Annotated in this window: 18 protein-coding genes and 1 pseudogene; 6 read left to right on the top strand and 13 right to left on the bottom strand. The window is 67.4% G+C overall.

Translation table 11 applies throughout. The features are described from left to right. Positions 1–8 precede the first annotated feature (8 nt). From folP to dacB, 7 genes are all read right to left on the bottom strand, one after another. The gene (gene folP, locus CXZ05_RS15135; protein WP_102973366.1) at positions 9–929 is read right to left on the bottom strand and encodes a dihydropteroate synthase; all 921 of its coding nucleotides are present in this window, start codon (positions 927–929) and stop codon (positions 9–11) included. Positions 930–939: 10 nt separating this feature from the next. Continuing rightward, the gene (gene folE / locus CXZ05_RS15130; protein ID WP_102973365.1) at positions 940–1,578 is read right to left on the bottom strand and encodes a GTP cyclohydrolase I FolE; all 639 of its coding nucleotides are present in this window, start codon (positions 1,576–1,578) and stop codon (positions 940–942) included. 10 nt (positions 1,579–1,588) lie between these two features. Next, positions 1,589–3,655 (bottom strand): ATP-dependent zinc metalloprotease FtsH, encoded by a 2,067-nt coding sequence (ftsH, locus tag CXZ05_RS15125; protein ID WP_102973364.1) that lies wholly within the window; start codon positions 3,653–3,655, stop codon positions 1,589–1,591. Positions 3,656–3,985: 330 nt separating this feature from the next. Beyond that, complete coding sequence (hpt, locus tag CXZ05_RS15120; RefSeq protein ID WP_003799723.1) at positions 3,986–4,537, bottom strand: hypoxanthine phosphoribosyltransferase; 552 nt, start codon at positions 4,535–4,537, stop codon at positions 3,986–3,988. Between the two features lie 29 nt (positions 4,538–4,566). Then, complete coding sequence (gene tilS, locus CXZ05_RS15115; protein ID WP_180987409.1) at positions 4,567–5,616, bottom strand: tRNA lysidine(34) synthetase TilS; 1,050 nt, start codon at positions 5,614–5,616, stop codon at positions 4,567–4,569. Between the two features lie 99 nt (positions 5,617–5,715). Next, positions 5,716–6,834 carry a zinc-dependent metalloprotease gene (locus tag CXZ05_RS15110; protein ID WP_102973363.1) on the bottom strand — a complete coding sequence of 373 codons (1,119 nt, stop codon included), beginning with the start codon at positions 6,832–6,834 and terminating at the stop codon, positions 5,716–5,718. A 92-nt stretch (positions 6,835–6,926) separates the two neighbouring features. Further along, positions 6,927–8,432 (bottom strand): D-alanyl-D-alanine carboxypeptidase/D-alanyl-D-alanine-endopeptidase, encoded by a 1,506-nt coding sequence (gene dacB / locus CXZ05_RS15105; RefSeq protein WP_102973362.1) that lies wholly within the window; start codon positions 8,430–8,432, stop codon positions 6,927–6,929. Positions 8,433–8,586: 154 nt separating this feature from the next. Between dacB and CXZ05_RS15100 the strand changes: the two genes are divergently transcribed. Continuing rightward, entirely contained in the window at positions 8,587–9,075 is a 489-nt protein-coding gene (locus CXZ05_RS15100) for an inorganic diphosphatase (protein ID WP_003799714.1), read from the top strand. Between the two features lie 196 nt (positions 9,076–9,271). Then, complete coding sequence (locus CXZ05_RS15095) at positions 9,272–9,871, top strand: hypothetical protein (RefSeq protein ID WP_102973404.1); 600 nt, start codon at positions 9,272–9,274, stop codon at positions 9,869–9,871. A 28-nt stretch (positions 9,872–9,899) separates the two neighbouring features. Here the strand turns inward: CXZ05_RS15095 and CXZ05_RS15090 are convergent, their stop codons facing one another. Next, the gene (locus CXZ05_RS15090; protein ID WP_102973361.1) at positions 9,900–10,745 is read right to left on the bottom strand and encodes an HAD family hydrolase; all 846 of its coding nucleotides are present in this window, start codon (positions 10,743–10,745) and stop codon (positions 9,900–9,902) included. A gap of 122 nt (positions 10,746–10,867) precedes the next feature. Beyond that, positions 10,868–12,148 (bottom strand): serine--tRNA ligase, encoded by a 1,281-nt coding sequence (gene serS, locus CXZ05_RS15085; RefSeq protein WP_102973360.1) that lies wholly within the window; start codon positions 12,146–12,148, stop codon positions 10,868–10,870. A 55-nt stretch (positions 12,149–12,203) separates the two neighbouring features. On the opposite strand from serS, the gene CXZ05_RS15080 reads away from it, so the two are divergent. Both CXZ05_RS15080 and CXZ05_RS23705 read left to right on the top strand, forming a co-directional pair. Beyond that, positions 12,204–13,268, top strand: coding sequence for a diacylglycerol kinase family protein (locus CXZ05_RS15080; RefSeq protein ID WP_102973359.1), 1,065 nt, complete (start codon positions 12,204–12,206; stop codon positions 13,266–13,268). Continuing rightward, positions 13,237–13,317 (top strand): annotated as a pseudogene (locus CXZ05_RS23705) (hypothetical protein); the annotation flags it as partial. The gene CXZ05_RS15080 and the pseudogene CXZ05_RS23705, both read left to right, overlap by 32 nt. Here the strand turns inward: CXZ05_RS23705 and CXZ05_RS15075 are convergent. From CXZ05_RS15075 to CXZ05_RS15065, 3 genes are all read right to left on the bottom strand, one after another. Further along, positions 13,309–13,524 carry a hypothetical protein gene (locus tag CXZ05_RS15075; protein ID WP_102973358.1) on the bottom strand — a complete coding sequence of 72 codons (216 nt, stop codon included), beginning with the start codon at positions 13,522–13,524 and terminating at the stop codon, positions 13,309–13,311. The pseudogene CXZ05_RS23705 and the gene CXZ05_RS15075 sit on opposite strands and share 9 nt — an antisense overlap. A gap of 92 nt (positions 13,525–13,616) precedes the next feature. Further along, entirely contained in the window at positions 13,617–14,597 is a 981-nt protein-coding gene (pheA, locus tag CXZ05_RS15070; RefSeq protein WP_102973357.1) for a prephenate dehydratase, read from the bottom strand. Positions 14,598–14,651: 54 nt separating this feature from the next. Next, positions 14,652–14,978 (bottom strand): rhodanese-like domain-containing protein, encoded by a 327-nt coding sequence (locus CXZ05_RS15065; RefSeq protein WP_102973356.1) that lies wholly within the window; start codon positions 14,976–14,978, stop codon positions 14,652–14,654. Positions 14,979–15,100: 122 nt separating this feature from the next. Between CXZ05_RS15065 and CXZ05_RS15060 the strand changes: the two genes are divergently transcribed. After that, positions 15,101–16,531, top strand: a complete 1,431-nt coding sequence (locus CXZ05_RS15060; RefSeq protein ID WP_102973355.1) for an amidase — start codon at positions 15,101–15,103, stop codon at positions 16,529–16,531. A 42-nt stretch (positions 16,532–16,573) separates the two neighbouring features. Next, entirely contained in the window at positions 16,574–17,419 is an 846-nt protein-coding gene (locus CXZ05_RS15055; RefSeq protein ID WP_146033101.1) for a phosphotransferase, read from the top strand. 24 nt (positions 17,420–17,443) lie between these two features. Here the strand turns inward: CXZ05_RS15055 and CXZ05_RS15050 are convergent, their stop codons facing one another. Further along, positions 17,444–17,998: a DUF4190 domain-containing protein gene (locus tag CXZ05_RS15050; RefSeq protein ID WP_102973354.1), complete on the bottom strand. Its 555-nt coding sequence runs from the start codon at positions 17,996–17,998 to the stop codon at positions 17,444–17,446. Positions 17,999–18,014 lie beyond the last annotated feature (16 nt).

Here is an 18,014-nt window from a genome sequence, read left to right as displayed (position 1 = left end):
CTTTCTGGTCAGCGGCCGTGGTCCGGGGCCGCCATGCGGGCGGCCACCTTGACGGCGTCAAGGCTGGGTCCGACGTCGTGCACGCGCACGGCCCAGGCGCCGCGGGCGGCGCTGATGGCGGTGATGGCGGCCGTGGCGGCGTCGCGCTCTTCCGGGAGCGCGGCCTTGCCGGCGACCGTCAGGAGCGTGCCCAGGAAGCGCTTGCGGGACGCGCCCACCAGCACCTTGTGGCCCATGGCATCCAGCCGGTCCAGGTTCCGCAGCAGTTCCCAGTTCTGCACGTCCGTCTTCGAGAACCCGATGCCCGGGTCCACGATGATCTGCTCGGGCAGGACGCCGGCCGCATACAGCTTGTCGCGGACGCCGCTCAGTTCGGAGACGACGTCGTCCGCAACGTCGTCGTACTCCGTCAGGGACGTCATGGTCTTGGCATCGCCGCGGCGGTGGGTCAGGACATACGGCGCCTTGGTCTTCGCCACGAGCTCGGCCATGCCGGGCTCGATGGTAAGGCCGGAGATGTCGTTGACGATCGCCGCACCGGCATTCAGCGCGGCCTCGGCGGTGGAGACGTGGGTGGTGTCGATGCTGACCAGCGCGCCCGCCTTCACGAGGGCTTCGATGACAGGCACCACGCGCCGCTGCTCCTCCTCCGGGCTGACTTCCTCCGCGCCGGGGCGGGTGGATTCGCCGCCGACGTCGATGATGTCGGCACCCGCGTAGAACATCCGGAGGCCCGCGGCGATGGCGGTGTCCGCCGTCGCGTGCTTGCCGCCGTCGCTGAACGAGTCCGGGGTGACGTTGAGGATGCCCATGACGAGCGTGCGGTCGGTGGGCAGGTCGTCGAACTTGGCTGCCGGCCGCGGTTTGCGCAGGATGGGCAGGGGTGAAGTTGCGGGTCCGGTTCCAGGTGCTGCAGCTAGGGAATCCATAGTCTGTTTTTTACCTTCCGAGTATGAGGCTCATGGCTTCGGCACGGGTGGCCGGGTCATGAAGTTGCCCGCGAACCGCGCTTGTCACGGTTTTGGCTCCGGGCTTGCGGATGCCGCGCATGGACATGCACATGTGTTCGCATTCCACCACCACAATGGCTCCGCGCGGCTTGAGGAATGTGACCAGCGCTTCGACGATCTGGGTGGTGAGGCGCTCCTGCACCTGCGGGCGGCGGGCGTAGATGTCCACCAGGCGTGCAAGCTTGCTCAGGCCCGTCACCCTGCCGTCGTGCGAGGGGATGTACCCTACGTGCGCCACGCCGTGGAACGGAACCAGATGGTGCTCGCAGGTGGAGTAGAACGGGATGTCCTTCACCAGCACGAGTTCCTCGTGGTCGAGCTCGAACGTGGTGCCGAGCACGCTGCCCGGGTCCTGGTGCAGGCCGGCAAACACCTCGGCATAAGCCTTGGCCACGCGCTTGGGCGTGTCCTGCAGCCCGCCGCGGTCCGGGTCCTCGCCTATGGCCAGCAGGATTTCCCGCACGGCTGCTTCAATCCGGGGCCTGTCCACCTTGTGGTGGTGGCCTGATCCGCCCACCGCCGAATGGTCGGCGGTGGGGGTGAGGTCGTCGTCGTCGAAGTGAGTCACACCAAAGAGCTTAGCCGCGGTGGCCGTCTGGTCCCGCTTCCGTTACTCCGCCCTGAAAGGAGGCATCCTCCGGAACTCCCTGGGGGTGCGGCGGAATAGCGTCCAGCGGTTCCTCGAGGCGCGCTTCTTTGGCTTCTTCCTGGGCCTCGCGTTCGGCGCGCTCCTGACGGGACTCCACCGGACCGGCAGTCTGCACCGGGCGGGTTTCCTTGGACAGCCATACCTCGCGGAAGTCGCGCTTGCGGATGTCGCGGAAGATGTCGGCGATTTCCGACTGGTTCAGCGTTTCCCGTTCCAGGAGTTCCAGGGCCAGCCGGTCCAGGACGTCCCGGTTTTCGGTGAGGATGGCGTAGGCCTCGTCGTGGGCTTGGTCGATCAGGCGGCGGACCTCCTCATCCACGATGTAGGCGATCTGGTCGGAGTAGTTCCGCTCGTGGCTGGCATCCCGGCCGAGGAACGGCTCGCCGCCGCCTTGGCCCAGGCGGACCGCACCCACGCGCTCGCTCATGCCGTACTGGGTGACCATCTGACGGGCGGTGGCGGTGGCCTTTTCGATGTCGTTCGAGGCGCCTGTGGACGGATCGTGGAAGACGATCTCCTCGGCAACGCGGCCGCCCATGGCGTAGGCCATCTGGTCCAGCAGTTCGTTGCGGGTCACGGAGTACTTGTCGTTCTCCGGGACCACCATGGTGTAGCCCAGGGCGCGGCCGCGGGGCAGGATGGTGATCTTGGTGACCGGGGCGGAGTTACGCAGCGCCGCGGCAACCAGGGCGTGCCCGCCTTCGTGGTAGGCCGTGATCTTGCGCTCGTGCTCCTTCATGACGCGGCTGCGCTTCTGCGGGCCGGCCATGACGCGGTCAATGGCTTCGTCCAGTGCGCGGTCGTCGATCAGGTTGGCGTTGGAGCGGGCTGTCAGCAGTGCGGCCTCGTTGAGCACGTTGGCCAAGTCGGCACCCGTGTAGCCGGGGGTCTTCTTGGCCACGGCCTTGAGGTCCACGCCCTGCGCGATCGGCTTGCCCTTGGCGTGGACCTGGAGGATCTGGTCGCGACCGATCAGGTCCGGGGCTTCCACGGAAACCTGGCGGTCGAAGCGCCCTGGGCGCAGCAGCGCCGGGTCCAGCACGTCGGGCCGGTTGGTGGCCGCGATCAGGATGACGTTGGTCTTGACGTCGAAGCCGTCCATCTCAACCAGGAGCTGGTTGAGGGTCTGTTCGCGTTCGTCGTTGCCGCCTCCGATGCCGGCACCGCGGTGGCGGCCGACGGCGTCGATTTCGTCGACGAAGATGATGGCGGGCGCGTTGGACTTGGCCTGCTCGAACAGGTCACGGACACGGGAGGCGCCCACACCGACGAACATTTCCACGAAGTCCGAGCCCGAGATGGAGAAGAACGGGACGCCGGCCTCGCCTGCGACGGCGCGCGCCAGAAGGGTCTTGCCGGTGCCCGGAGGGCCATAGAGCAGCACGCCCTTGGGGATCTTGGCGCCTACGGCCTGGAACTTTGCCGGCTCTGCAAGGAATTCCTTGATCTCCTGGAGCTCCTCGACGGCTTCGTCAGCGCCGGCGACGTCCGCGAAGGTTACCTGCGGCATGTCCTTGCTGACCATCTTGGCCTTGGACTTGCCGAACTGCATCACCTTGGAGCCGCCGCCCTGCATGCGGGACAGCAGGAACCAGAACAGGACGCCGAGCAGCAGCACCGGCACCAGCAGCGAGAAGAGCCCCGAGAGCCAGTTGCTCTCGATCGGCTGGTCCGTGTAGCCCTTGGAGGGGTTGGCGGCAGTCACTGCCTTGACGACGTCCGGGCCGCGGTCATTGACGAAGAAGAACTGGACGTTCTTGCCCTTGTCCTGGCCGTCGATGACGAGGTTGTCCTTCAGCACCAGGTCGACGCGGTTTTCGCCGTCGAAGATCTTGGCCTGTTCAACCTTGCCGCTCTGGGCGAGAAGCTCGAGGCCCGGCTGCGTGTCGATGCGCGTCGAGCCGCCCGGAGCCAACGTTGCAAAGGCCAGCAGGAGCATGCCGACCACCACAATGATCCAAATGCCCGGGCCCTTGAAGAAACTCTTAGCTTTCATCTGTTCGGGGGCTGGCCCCGTCCCTCCTGGTAGTGCTGCACGGCGCGAGGACTGCGCGCGTGTGGTGCTGCGTCGCTTCTAGCTATACACCGTCAGGAGTAATTCACGCACGGTGTAATACAAAAGTTCCCTCTGGGCGTAGTGGCTGGTCGGGAGCGCGAACGGACACTTGCGGCCCCTTCCCCGAGGGCCTCAAGTGTCCGTTCGCGCCGTGCCTGTTCAAGCGGCACATGTCTTAAGCGGCAGCGCCGCCGTCGAACCCGTGTTGTCAGGGCTCGAGGGCGGCGCGGCCGGCGGAAGCGGTGCAGGAATGCTGTTCGGCGGAGGCGTTTACTCGTAGACGTGCGGGGCGAGGGTGCCCACGAAGTCCAGGTTGCGGTACTTCTCGGCGTAGTCCAGGCCGTAGCCCACCACGAACTCGTTGGGGATGTCGTAGCCGACGTACTTGACGTCGATTTCCACCTTGGCGGCGGTCGGCTTGCGGAACGCGGTGCAGATTTCCACCGATGCGGTGCCGCGGGATTCGAGGTTGGTCTTCAGCCAGGACAGGGTGAGGCCGGAGTCGATGATGTCCTCGACGATGAGCACGTCCTTGCCCATCAGGTCCGTGTCGAGGTCCTTGAGGATTCGCACCACGCCCGAGGACTGGGTGCCGGAACCGTAGGAGGAGACTGCCATCCAGTCCATGGAGATGTGGCTGTGCAGTGCACGCGCTAGGTCAGCCATGACCATGACCGCACCCTTGAGCACGCCCACGATGAGGATTTCACGGCCTTCGTAGTCCTTGTCGATCTGCGCCGCGAGTTCAGTGATGCGTTGCTGGATCTGTTCCTTGGTGTAGAGAACGTGCTTGAGGTCTGCCTGGACGTCGGATGAATCCACCAATTGCTCCTGTGTAGATGCGGGTGCGACTATTTGCGGGACGGTTTATGAAGCCGGAATACAAGCTTCCCACAGCGGGCGGCCTCGCGGGGAACGCCTTCGGCCCCGCCATTCCCCTGGGCACCCTCCCGGTCCTGCAGCTCGGCAAGCGAAAGACGGTATACGCTGACCCCGCCGGGCAGTTCCACCGGACCGGCCGAGCCCTTCCGCCGCAGCAGTGCTTCCGCCGCCAAAAGGCGCTGATAACTGGGCTGTTGACCGCCGACGCCGGCAGCCGCCTTCGCGATCACCCGGAACCTGATGGCCGGGGCCAGTTCAGTCAGGGCAGCCTCCGGGAGGCTGGCGTCCGGGCCGTCGTGCTCAACGAGCGAGGTGTAAGTGCTGTTGGCCACGTCTTCCAGGTAGTCGGCATCCAGCTGCAGGATGGCAGCCGTGCGCGCCAGGGATTCTGCCACTCCCGGGCCGAGTTTTTCCTCCAGCACCGGCATGACCTCCACCCTGGTCCGCGAGCGGGCGAAGGCGGGATCGGCGTTGCTGGGGTCATGCCAAGCGTCCAGCTCCTCGGCACGGCAAATTTCCAGGGTGTCTGCCCTGCGCAGGCCAAGGAACGGCCGGAGCAGCTTCCCCCGCGCGGGCCGCATTCCGGCCAGGGACCGTGTCCCCGAGCCGCGCGCCAGGCCCAGCAGCACCTGTTCCGCCTGGTCGTCGAGCGTGTGCCCCAGCAGGACGGCGCCGGCTCCCCACTCCCCCGCCGCCGCGTCGAGTGCGGCGTGGCGGGCATCCCGGGCTGCGGCCTCCGGTCCGAAACCGGTCGAGGCGACATCGACCGTGCGGATCTGCACCGGATCCAGGCCGAGCTCCCGCAGGGTCTCGGCGGTTCTCGCGGCAACGCCGGAGGAACCGGCCTGCAGCTGGTGGTCCACCACCACCGCGCCCACGGCAACCGGCCGGCCATCCACGTGGCCGCGCCGGGCGAAGTAGGCGGCCACAGCGGCCAGGGCCAGGGAGTCGGGGCCCCCGCTGCAGGCAACCAGGACCCGTTCCGGGTACCCCGCTTCGGCCAAGGCAGCCTGCAGCATTTTCCGTGCCGTGCCGAGAACCGGAGCCAGCCGGCCCGGCCGCCGCCGGCCGCTGGGAACCGGGCCGTCTGAAGTGTTGGGGACGTGCTGCACGAAAATCTAGAAACCCATCCTGTCGAGCCAAATCCGGGCGTTGTGGATTTCCTCTTCGGTGGGCAGGTTCGCTGGAGCCTCCCAGACCCGGTTGAAGCCGTCCATCCCGGCCACGTCCACCACAGCCCGGACAAATTTGGCGCCGTCGCTGTACTGCTTCATCTTGGCGTCGAGTCCCAGCAGGCTGCGGATGAACTTCTCGACGATGCCCCTGTCCTTGCCGCGGGCGTTGAACCGCTGCCGGATGGTCTTCACGGACGGGACGATGCTGGCGTCCACGGCGTCCATCACCACGTTGGCGTGGCCTTCGAGCAGGCTCATGACCGCCGTGAGGTGGGACAGCGAGGCCTTCTCCTCGGGGTCCTGCAGGAGATCAAGGATGGCGCCGCGGCCCGGAGTGGCACCCGAGCCGGCACGGTCCTTGAGCGAGCGTGCGGCTGCTGAAGCACGTTCCATCAGGGAGTCCATGTTGCCCAGCAGGTGCCCGCTGAGATTGTCGATCTCGTTCAGCATGTGGTGCCGGAGCCAGGGTGCCGCGGCGAACTGCACCCTGTGGGTCTGCTCGTGCAGGCACACCCAGAGCCGGAAGTCCGCGGGATTCACATTGAGCTCCCGCTCGACGGCGACGATGTTGGGCGCGACGAGCAGCAGGCGGCCGCCCGACGGCGCCTGTGATCCTTCGGCGAGGGCGGCGAAAGGATCGTATTGGCCCAGGACCTTGCTGGAGAGGAATGCCAGCACAGCGCCCAGTTGGCTGCCGGTGATGGCGCCGCTGACGGTGGCGGCTCCTGGGCTGATGGTGCCGCGGCGGCTCTCCAGCATCTTTTCGATGGCGGGCTTCAGCATCACCGCGAAGCTCTGCGTGTTGGCCTTCGCCCAGGAGGCACGGTCCACCACCAGGACTGATGAGTCACGGAGGTCGCGCGCAGCCTCCAGCCCGGTGATCTGGTGAACGTGCGGAACGGAGGCATCCGCCAGCTCGCGCAGCTGGGAGACGGCGTCCCCGATCTCGGCGGCAGTCAGCGACGGACCCGGCGGAGCCAGCCGTGCTGCGGCGGACGCGGCAATGTCCCAGTTGATGAGGGCCTGGGCAGGGGCGGATGACTGGCTTGCAGTGGACTCCATACGGTCCATCAGAACATACACGCCCGTCAGCGCGCCTTAAGTTCGCTGACCGGCGAACCGGCACGGGGCTGACCCGGAAGCCGGAGGCAGCCCTAGCGGCAGCCGCAGCCTGCCAGCGCCGTGGCCGCCGTGTCCAGTGCCGGTTTGTTGCCCTCGGCTCCCGGCGTCAGGCCGTTGCCGATGAAGGAGAACACCAGGAGCCGGCCGTCGGCGTCCACCACGTACCCGCTCAGGGCGATGACGGTGTTAAGGGTTCCCGTTTTGGCCCGCACCAGGCCGGCGCCTTCGGCCGTGGACTCGTCGATATATCTGTCGCCGAGCGTGCCCGTCAGCCCCGCCACCGGGAACCCCGCCAGCGCGGCCCTGAGCCGGGTGTCCTTGCCGTTGGTGATGGCGCGCACCACTTCCGAGAACTGGCGGGCGGACACCTGGTTGGCCAGGGCCAGGCCGGAAACATCCGCGGCAACCATCCCATCCGTGGGAATGCCCAGGCCGGCGAGCTGCCCCAGCACGGCGGCCCTGGCCGACTCGTTGGTCGCCGGCTGGCCGCCCGCCACCGCAATCATGCGGCCCAGGGTTTCGGCGAGGTAGTTGTCAGAGGTCTGGAGCATGAGGTCCACCTGCTGGCTGACCGTCGCGGACTGCACCGCGGCGAGGACTTTGGCGTCCGCCGTCGGCTTCCCGTCAAGACGTACGACGGCGGGTGCCACCGTGAGGCCCGCGGCCGCACTGGCCGCTTTGAGGCCGGCGGCGAACGCCTCCCCCGCAGCGATGGCTGAATCCTGGGGCCGCGGTGCCGTGGTGTCTGCAGGATCAAACCGTGCCGAGTTCAGGGCCAGCGGGAACAGCGGGGCTGTCTCGCCGGCGGCAACGTCATCCGGGTTCCAGGAGGGGTTCAGCGCCGGACCCGTGAAAAGGGAATCATCCACAAGCACCTGGACCTGACCCTTAAAGCCGCTTTTCCGGAGTGACTCCACTGTCTGCTTGGCCAGCGTGGCAAGCCCGGCGTGGCCCAGGACTTTGTCCTCGGCGGATTCGCCGGCGCCGAGCAGGACGTCGCCGCCGCCCACCAGCACCACGGACCTTGCGGCGGCAGCAGCACCCGGTGTTGCCGCCGCAGCCGGTTCGGCGACCACCTTGGTGCTGAACCGTTCCTCGGGGCCGATCCCCCGCAAAGCGGCCACGGCGGTGAGGAGCTTCATGTTGGAGGCCGGGATCCTGTTGGCGGCGCCGTCCCGGTCATAGAGGACCTTGCCGGTGGCGGCGTCCTGGACCACGGCCGTGAACGAGCCGCCGCCGTCGGTCTTGAGGACGGGATCCAGCCGGGCCGCCACGCCGGCGGGAACCGGCACCCGCGCCGCGTTGCTGAGCGGATCGATGCCCTGCGGCACGGACAGGCGTTCCGGGACCAGCTGCCAGGCGGGGGTCTGGGCAGGCTGGGCCGTGGAACCGGCCGGGCCGGTCAACGCGGGCGAAATGAGCAGCCCGGCGGGAAGGGCCAGCACCAGGAGGAGTACCGTGACCAGGAAGGTGGGCCAACTCCGGACCACTGTGGAAAGCCTGCCACGGCCGCTCGCCGTGCCCCTGGTGCCGCTCATGCTGCTGGTCCTCAAAGTCCTGAAATTACCCCATTAGTTCCTGAAACCTGGGCCTTTCGCTATATCCTCAATAGTAGTCGGCGGCACCGGCAGTCCATTTTTGGTTGATCATCGCGTGTGCCGCGAACACCAAGCAATCGCCGAGGAGCATTCCATGAAGCATGACGTGACCATCGAGATCCCCAAGGGATCGCGCGTCAAGTACGAAGTCGACCACGAGACCGGCCGAGTCCGTCTCGACCGTGTCCTCTTCACTTCCATGCAGTACCCCACCCACTATGGCTTCTTCGAGAACACCCTCGGCGAAGACGGCGACCCGCTGGACGCACTGGTGCTCCTGCAGGACTTCGATCTGCACCCGGGCGTCATCGTCGAAGCCCGTCCGATCGGCGTCTTCAACATGACCGACGACGGCGGCGGGGATGCCAAGGTCCTCTGCGTTCCGGCCGACCCGCGGTTCGACCACATCCAGGAAGTCAGCGATGTCAACGAATTCCTGATCAAGGAAATCGAGCACTTCTTCACCCGCTACAAGGACCTGGAGCCCGGCAAGTGGGTCAAGGCCGAGGGCTGGGCCGACCGCGCCGCTGCCGAAGCCGAACTTGAGGCTTCCATCAAGCGTTACGTGCCCGCAGCACACTAGCGAATAACTTCCGACGGCGGTCGGTACCGTTCCCTACGAACGGCACCGGCCGCCGTCGTTGTTAACAGTGTGGTGGAGCTGAAGTGTCCGTTCGCCCTCCGCGGCCACCCATGTTTCGTGCCCGCCGTGAGATCCGTAACGTCCCGTCAGCTCCCAGCTTGCCTCGGCGTGGGCACCCGGTAGTCTGATGTCCACCATGTTCACGCTGACTATCAATCAAACAGACAGCCGGCGCGACGGCGACCGGGTCCCGCATCTCCTCAAGGACCTAAGGCATATCCCGGCGCGACTGGACTTTGACCGCTCCGTGGAGGACGAGGTGCAGGGCATCGTCGATTGCCCGCACCAGGCGGTGGATGCCGCCCTGATCGCGCTCCGCTGCGGGAGTTGGTACGTGGGGATCGGCGCGGGCCCGGTAAACGAGCCACTGCCGAACCAGATCAAGGACGCCAGCGGGCACGGCCTCATCTACGCCCGCCGTGCGGTGGACCGCCTCCGCAACAGCAAAGAGCGCATCCCTGTGGCTGTGGAGGGCCCCCTGACGGAGGTCGCGGCCGAATCCGAGTCGGTGCTCCGCCTGCTGGGCCACATCGTCCGGGACAGGAGCGAGGCCGAGTGGCGCGTGCTTGACCTGATGACCCCGGGGGTGCGCGGCCAGCAGAAGACCGTGGCCGCCGAGCTCGGCATTACCTCCCAGGCTGTCAGCAAGGCAGTGGCGAGGTCGCAGTGGAACGAGGAGCACGCAGCCCGGCCGGCAGCGGCCAGGCTCCTCTCGATGATCCTCGACGTGCGCTAGAGCCGCCTGTTACAACTAGCGCCGCCCCTTACAAAAGGCCGCGCAGCACGTGGGCGGCCCCGTCGTCGTATACCGACTTGGTGACCTCGTCCGCGGCGGCTACCACTTCCTCCGGAGCCTGTCCCATGGCCACCCCCCGGGCCGCCCAAGTGAGCATCTCGATGTCGTTGCGGCCGTCGCCGATGGCAACCGTGGCGGCCGGATCAACGCCGAGGCGGCTGCGGAGGTTCTCCAGTGCGCTGGCCTTGGTGACGCCGGCCGCGGCGATATCCAGCCACGCAGTCCAGCCGACGGAATAGGTCACGCCGGCAAGGCCGATGTGTTCGATGGCTTCGTTGAACTCCTCGGGCGTGTTCTCCGCGCTGAAGACGACGACGCGGACGGCCGTGGCCTCGAGCATGGTCTGGAAGTCAACGCCGATGGCCTCGACACCGAAGCTCGCGTCCTGGAAGCGCTCGGTGGAGAGGAAGTTCCCGTCTTCGTCCTCCAGCGCATACTTCGCTGCCGGCAGGCGCTTGCGGAGGGCACGGAGCGCCGGGCCGGGATCGAACGTGGCCTTGTGGATGATGTCGTAGCCGTTGGGCAACCCGGGATCCAGGCGCAGAGTCACGCCACCGTTGCAGCATACGGCGTAACCGCGGTCCAGGCCGATCTGTTCGATGATGGGCAGCGTCGCGTTGAGCGAACGTCCGGTGGCGATCAGTACCTCGTGCCCTGCCGCCACCACAGCCTGTGCGGCGTCGCGGACCGGAGCGGACATATGGCCGTCGTGGTCTACGAGGGTGCCGTCCACGTCCAGGGCGATCATGAGTTTCTGTTGTGCTTCTCGCCGGTCTTCGGTGCCGGCGGCTGAGAATTCACTCAATGTAGTCATGCTTCCTAGTAGAGCAGACACCCCTGACACCAGCTAGGACGCAGCGCACAGCAACGCGTGAACGGCGGGTAAATACTCCCCTCAAGCGCCGCCAGGCGGAGTTCCGCTTGGCGAACCGGTTCCTAAAGAACGGGGAGAACCTCGAGGCCGCCGAGGTACTTCTGCAGGGCCGCGGGCACGTTGACCGAGCCGTCGGCGTTCTGGTGGTGCTCCAGGAGGGCCACGATCCAGCGCGTGGTTGCCAGCGTGCCGTTGAGCGTGGCCACAGCACGGGTGCCCTTGGGGCTGCCGTCCTCGGTGAACACACGCTCGCGGATGTTGAGGCGACGCGCCTGGAATGTGGTGCAGTTGGACGTGGAGGTCAGCTCGCGGTACGCGCCCTGGGTGGGGACCCAGGCTTCGCAGTCGAACTTGCGGGCTGCAGACATGCCGAGGTCGCCGGCGGCAGTGTCGATCACACGGTAGGGCAGCTCGCACTTGGCCAGCATCTGCTCTTCCCAGGCCAGCAGGCGCTCATGTTCGGCCGCGGCGTCTTCCGCCGTGGTGTAGATGAACATCTCCACCTTGTTGAACTGGTGGACGCGGATGATCCCGCGGGTGTCCTTGCCGTGCGAGCCGGCCTCGCGGCGGTAGCAGGAGCTTTGGCCGGCGAAGCGGATGGGGCCGGCGGAGAGGTCCAGGATCTCGTCCGCGTGGTACCCGGCGAGGGGCACCTCGGAGGTGCCCACCAAGTAAAGGTCGTCCTCGGCGAGACGGTAGATCTCGGCGTCGTGCTTTACGTCGAATCCGGTGCCCTGCATGGTCTCGGGGCGGACGAGCGTGGGGGTGATCATGGGGATGAAACCGGCCTCGATGGCCTGTTCCATGGCCATCTGCAGCAAGGCCATTTCCAGCCGGGCACCCACGCCGCGGAGGAAGTAGAAGCGTGCCCCGGAGACCTTCGCGCCGCGCTCCATGTCGATCGCGCCGATCAGCTCGCCGATTTCGAGGTGGTCGCGGGGCTCGAAGTCAGGGAATTCGCGCGGCGTGCCCACAGTCTTGACCACAACGTAGTCATCCTCGCCACCGGCCGGCACGCCGCCTTCAATGAGGTTGGGGATGGTGCGCAGCAGTTCTTCCTGCTTGGCCTGCGCTGCGTCGGCCTCGGCCGAGGCAGCCTTCACCGCGCCCGCAAGTTCGCGGACCTCGGCGAGCAGCGCCTGCTTTTCCTCGCCCTTGGCCTGAGCTACCTTCTTGCCGAACACGTTCTGTTCGGCGCGGAGGTTCTCGAAGCTGATCAGCGCTGTGCGGCGCGCGGCATCTGCGTCGATGATCGCGTCCACCAGGGTTTCGTCCGCACCGCGGGCGCGCTGGCTGGCGCGGAACTTGTCCGGATTTTCGCTGAGGTCTTTTACGTCGATCACCAGACAAGGGTATCGAATCCGCGGGACACTCCGGGCGGGATAGTGTTGGAGCACCATGAGCGACCTGCTTCTTTACGTCCTGATCGCTGCAGCCCTGGCCTTCGCCGTCTCCAGCTGGTGGGGTGTGCGCAAGCTGAAGGCCCTGCATGTCCGCAGCGCCGTGCGCGAAGAGGCCCACGAACACGGCCTGGAACGCCAGCGCGTCGCCGTCATCCTCAACCCCATCAAGGCCAAGGCCGATGAAGCCCGCGCCACCATCCAGCGCGCCTGTCTGACTGCCGGCTGGGAGGAGCCCCGCTTCTTCGAAACGACGCCGGAGGACCCGGGCCACTCGCAGGTCCGGGCGGCGCTGGAGTACGGAGCCGACGTCGTGCTTGTGGGGGGCGGCGACGGCACGGTGCGGGTGGCGGCTGAGGCCCTCGCGCACAGCGGGGTGGCGATGGGCCTGGTCCCCCTCGGCACGGGCAACCTGCTGGCCCGCAACGTGGATCTGAACGTCTACGACCTGTACGGCAATATCCAGACGGCGCTCTTCGGCCACCAGCGGTTCATCGACACGGCGCGGATGGAAATCGAGAACTCGCTCACGGGCCACTCCTCAAGCCACTCGTTCCTCGTCATGGCCGGCATCGGCATGGACGCCGAGGTGGTGGGTGACACGAACGATGGGCTGAAGCGCGCCGTCGGATGGCTGGCCTACACGGAGGCGGGAGTCCGCCACCTTCCCGGGCGCAGGAAGAAAGTGGCCATCTCGCTGGATGACCAGCCGGACCAGTCCCGGAAGATCCGCAGCGTCCTGTTTGCCAACTGCGGCCTGGTGCCGGGTGGCATCGATTTCATCCCGCAGGCCATGATCGACGACGGGATGCTGGACGTGGTGGTCATGAGCCCCCGCAGCGCCGTGGGCTGGCTGGCGATGTACGCCAAGATCCTGTTCAAGCACAAGCGGCATCTGCCCGTCATGAGCGTGTACCGCTCGGGCAAGGTGGTCATCAGGTGCCCGGAACCCATGCCCACCCAGCTCGACGGCGACACGTCGGGGGACGCCACGAAGGTGACGGTCCAGGTGGAGCCGGGATCTTTGCTGGTGCGGGTCAGGGAAGAAGCCGCGCGCGCTTAGGAAAGCGCCTAGGCTGACTGTCCACCAGGCTGGCGGCGCCCTAGGCTGACTGCGCGGTGTCGGCGTGCTTGGCGGACTCGGCAGCGGCCTTAGCGGCTGCCCGGGCCTCGGACTGTTCGCGGATCATGGCCTGCTCCTCTTCGAAGCGCAGGCGGTCCGCACGGTCGGCCTCATCCCCGTCCCAGTCCTGGTTCTCACCTGTGGGCTTGGGATTGACGATCATTCCCTGGCCGTCATTGTCATTCTTGTCCGACATGACCCGCTCCTTTCGCTGGGGCCATCCCTTTGTTGATCATGCAAGCATACGCACAGCAACATTTGCAGGGAAGTGCCCCGCGGGGTATTTATCTACGCTGACGGCGAAGCTTCCACCGGAGTCTCCGTGGCCGCGGAGTCGCCGGCGAGGATCCCATTGACCCATGCATGCGCCGCCTGGAATGCCTCGTCCGACGTGTGCTCCGGCACTACGGGAGCCTGCGCATCGGCGCGGCCGTAGGAACCAAGGAATCGCGTGGCCGAGCTGATGCGGTGGAGGCCGGCTAAGGCGTCGGCCACCCGCGCATCGCCCACGTGGCCGTCGGCGTCGATGCTGAAGAAGTAATGCCCCAGGTACTGCCCGGTGGGCCGGGACTCGATGCGGCTCAGGTTGACGCCGCGGGTGGCGAACTGGTCCAGGATTTCCATCAGCGCGCCCGGCCGGTCCTCGGGAAGGGGCACCACGACCGTGGTCTTGTCCGCGCCCGTCCGGGCCGGCAGAATGCCCGGACGGCTGACCAGGATGAACCGGGTCACCGCGCCCGGATTGTCACCGATGTTCTCGGCCAGCACCTGCAGTCCGGGCTGCTCGGCGGCGACAATGGGCGCGCAGATGGCGGCGTCGTAGTGCGCGTCGTCCTCCAGCAGGCCCATTGCAGCAGCGGCCGTGGAGGAACCGGGAACGTATTCGACGCCGGGAATATGTTCGTCCACCCATAGCCGGCACTGAGCCCATGCATGCCCGTGAGTGGAGATCCGGCGGATCCGGGAAAGCTCGATGCCGGGCCTAGCCACCAGCACGAAACTGATGGGCACGAGGACCTCCCGGATGATCCTCAGTTCCTGACCTGTGGCAATGGCGTCGAGAGTGGCCGTGACGCCGCCCTCCACCGAGTTCTCGATGGGCACCATCGCAGCATCGGCCGATCCGTCCCGCACCCGGTCCAGCGCCGCGTTGACGTTCGAGGACGGGATGCGCACGGCTTCGGCCGCATCCGGAACCTGCAGGAGCGCCGCCTCCGTGAACGTGCCCTCGGGGCCGAGGAAGGTGTAGGTGCGGCGGGCGGCGGGCATGGGTATTCCTTTGCGGGTATGGGACGGGGGTTGTGTAGGCGACGGCGGCCCGGTCTACAGAACCACGGGCTTGAGTCCGTTGTCAGACACCAGCGGCTTGCCGGATTCCAACCACTGGTCCATCCCGCCGGCCACGTTGACCGCCGTATACCCCTGGCCCACCAGCCACTGGGCTGCGCGGAAGGAACGCCCGCCGGTCCGGCAGATGACGTACAGGTCCTCGTCCGGGTCGAGGTCGTCCAGCTTGCCGGGCAGCTGGTCCAAGGGGATGTGCACGGCGCCCTCAGCGTGCCCGGCCGCCCATTCGTAATCCTCCCGCACGTCCAGGATGGTGGCGTCCGCGGGGACGTCCTTCACGGTGACGGTATCGAAGTCGCTCATGGGAGTCCTCTCCTTGGCCTCAAGCTCTCAGCTCCAGCGTATCGCCAGCGCAGCACCCCGTACCCCTCGGCCGGTACAGGTTACGCTGGTCCGAAGCCCGCGAGCCGCCGCAAAGGAGCACATTGTCCGCCCCACACCGCAGCGCTGACATCCACCGCCTGTCGGCAGTGCAGCTGAGGTCAGCGCTGCGTTCCGGCGAGCTCTCCGCCCGCGAAGTCACGGCGCATTTCCTGGCGCGAATCGAGGAATCGAACCCGAAGATGGGGGCCTTTATCACCGTCACCGGGCCGAGGGCGATGGCCGAGGCAGCCGCCGCAGACGCTCTGTTCGCCCGGCGTCACCCGGATCAGCCACTCCCGCCGCTGCACGGGATGCCGGTCGCCTTCAAGGACCTCACCGATGTTGCCGGCGTGGTCACCACCCACGGCAGCGCAGCGCTGGACCGCCGTCCGGCACCGGCGGACGGCGCCCTCGCCGCAGCCCTCAGGGGCGCCGGTGCCATCTCCCTCGGCAAGACGCAGGTTCCCGAATTCGGGTTGACGGCCTACAGCGAAAACCGCATCGCACCGCCGTCGCGCAATCCCCATGCCCTGAGCAGGAGCTCGGGTGGTTCCTCCGGCGGCAGCGCCGCTGCCGTGGCGGCGGGACTGGTGCCGTTCGCACCCGGAACCGACGGCGGCGGGTCGATCCGGATCCCGGCGGCGGCATGCGGCCTGCTGGGCCTGAAGCCCGGCCGGGGCGTGGTTCCGGCGGGCGAAAGCAGCGGGGACCGCGCCGGCCTGGTGGTGGCCGGACCGCTGGCCCGTTCCGTGGCCGACGCCGCACTGCTGCTGGATGTCCTGGCCTCCAACGGCGCCAGCTACCTAAATGCCGTGGGCCGCGCGCCTGCTTCGCTGCGGATCGGCGTCAGCCTGGACAGCCCCTGGGCCGGAATCTTCCCGTTCACTCCGGACCCGGAGGCACTGGACGCGCTGGACGCCGGCGTCCGGCTGCTCACCGCGGCCGGGCACGACGTCGCCGAGGCTGAGATTCGGTACGATAACCGGTACCCCGATGCGTTCACCACCGCCTGGACGGCGGGAGTGGGCGCGGCCCGGATCGCCCCGCACCGCGAGGCCCTGCTGACGCCGCTGACGCGCACATTCCGGCGGCGCGCTCAGCAGCGGAGCGCGGCCAAACTCAACGAATGCCTGGCGTTCCTCCGGCAATTCGAGCGCGATACCCTGGCGCAGTACTCAGCCTGGGACCTGATCCTGACGCCCGCGCTGGCCCAGACACCGCGCCCGGTGGGCTGGTTCACCGGGTCCGGCCACGGGGACGGCCGCTGGCCGTCCCCGGAATGGGCGGGCGACGCCGACGGCGACTACCGCAGGCAGTGCGAGTTCGCACCATGGTCATCCATGGTCAACGTTTGCGGCCTTCCGGCCGTCAGTATCCCGGTCCACTGGACCGGGGGCAGCCCGGGAGCAGGACTGCCGATGGGCATCCAGCTGATCGGCCGGCCCGGCTCGGAGTCGCTGCTCCTGCAGGTGGCAGCCCAGTTGGGGTTCTGAGTGCAGCCTCGGGCTCCCATCGCCCGGGCGTACGCTTGCCGGGTGGATCCTGGAACGCGCCTCCCTGTCGAGAACCGCATCTACATCCCTGCCCCCGGCGAGGAGACCGACGTCGAACTCCTGCCGGCAGGCGACGTCACCGACGGCGTGGTGCGGGTTGGCGGGACGGTGCGCCGCCCGCACCAGCCGCAAAGCTACGCCGTGGCGGACTACCTGGACTGGCTGGAGGACGCCGGCTTCGAGGGCTCCCCCAGGTTCCTCGGCCAGGACAGCGCGGGCCGTGATGTGCTCACGTTCCTTCCGGGCACATGTGCCGGTGCCGTGCCCGAACAGTGGGTGCGGTCCGAGGATCTGCTACGCTCCGTGGCCCGCCTGCTCCGCCGGCTGCACGCGGCGTCGGCGGGATTTACCCCGTCCAGGCATCCGTTCCCGCCACGGCCGGTCAGGCAGGACCCGGGCAGGCTGGTCTGCCACCTGGATGTAACCCCGCAGAACGTTGTGGTCCGCGGGGGCCTCGCCGCAGGACTCATCGACTTCGACCTCGCCGGACTGAGCACCGCCTTCAAGGATTCCTACAACACTGCCATGCACTGGGTTCCGCTGCGGGACCCGGCTGATGCGTGGGCCGGCTGGGAAACGGTGGATCCCTTCCGGCGGCTCAGGATCTTCGCTGACGCCTACGGCTGGACACCGGAAGAACGACGGCGGCTTCCGCAGTTCGGAGCGGAGGCCGCGGAGCTCTCGCTCGAACGCATGGAGCATAACGCCCTGAACCTCGGAGGAGGCTGGGCACGCATGTGGCACGACGGAGTTGGCGAAGTGATCAGCCGCCGCCGGCAGTGGCTCGAGGACAACGAGGCACGGCTGACGGCAGCACTGACACGCTAGCCTTGCTTCAGATAGCGCTGGGCTTCAGATAGTGCTGGACGTGCTCGCGAGGCTCGCCAGGATGGCCAGCCCCACAATCGCGAGGACTGTCAGGGCGAGGCCGAGATACCCCATTACAAGGCCGGCAATGGCGAAGCCGCGGCCTGACGGTTCACGGCGCAACGCCATGTGGCCCAGGATCACGGCGGCCAGCTGCGGCAGGATGAAGACCCCGAAGCCCAGGTAGACGGCGATCCCACAGCACAGGCTGGCGATGCTGAGGCTCTTCGGCTGGGGCGCTGCACCGTAGTACGACGGCTGGCCGTACGGGCTGGAGTACTGCTGATTGTATTGCTGGCCATATTGTTGCCCGTACTGCTGGCCATACTGCTGGCTGTAGGGGCTCACCGGCTGGCCGTAGGCACCGCCGGCGCCCGCGTCACCGTGCTGCCCGCCAAACTGCTCGCCGGGCGGGGTGTACAGCGGCGGGTTGTACAACGGCGGGGCCGGAATGTCCGAACCCTGCTGTTGGCCGTGGTGCGGTTGCTGGTGGGTGTCCGGTTTCGGCTCGTCGCCGGTTCCGGGACGCTGCTCTGTCATGGGAATCCCCTCATTC

The sequence above is a fragment of the Arthrobacter sp. AFG20 genome (assembly GCF_002892795.1).
In the GTDB taxonomy this organism is placed as follows: domain Bacteria; phylum Actinomycetota; class Actinomycetes; order Actinomycetales; family Micrococcaceae; genus Arthrobacter.
This window is presented reverse-complemented; position numbering and strand designations above follow the sequence as displayed.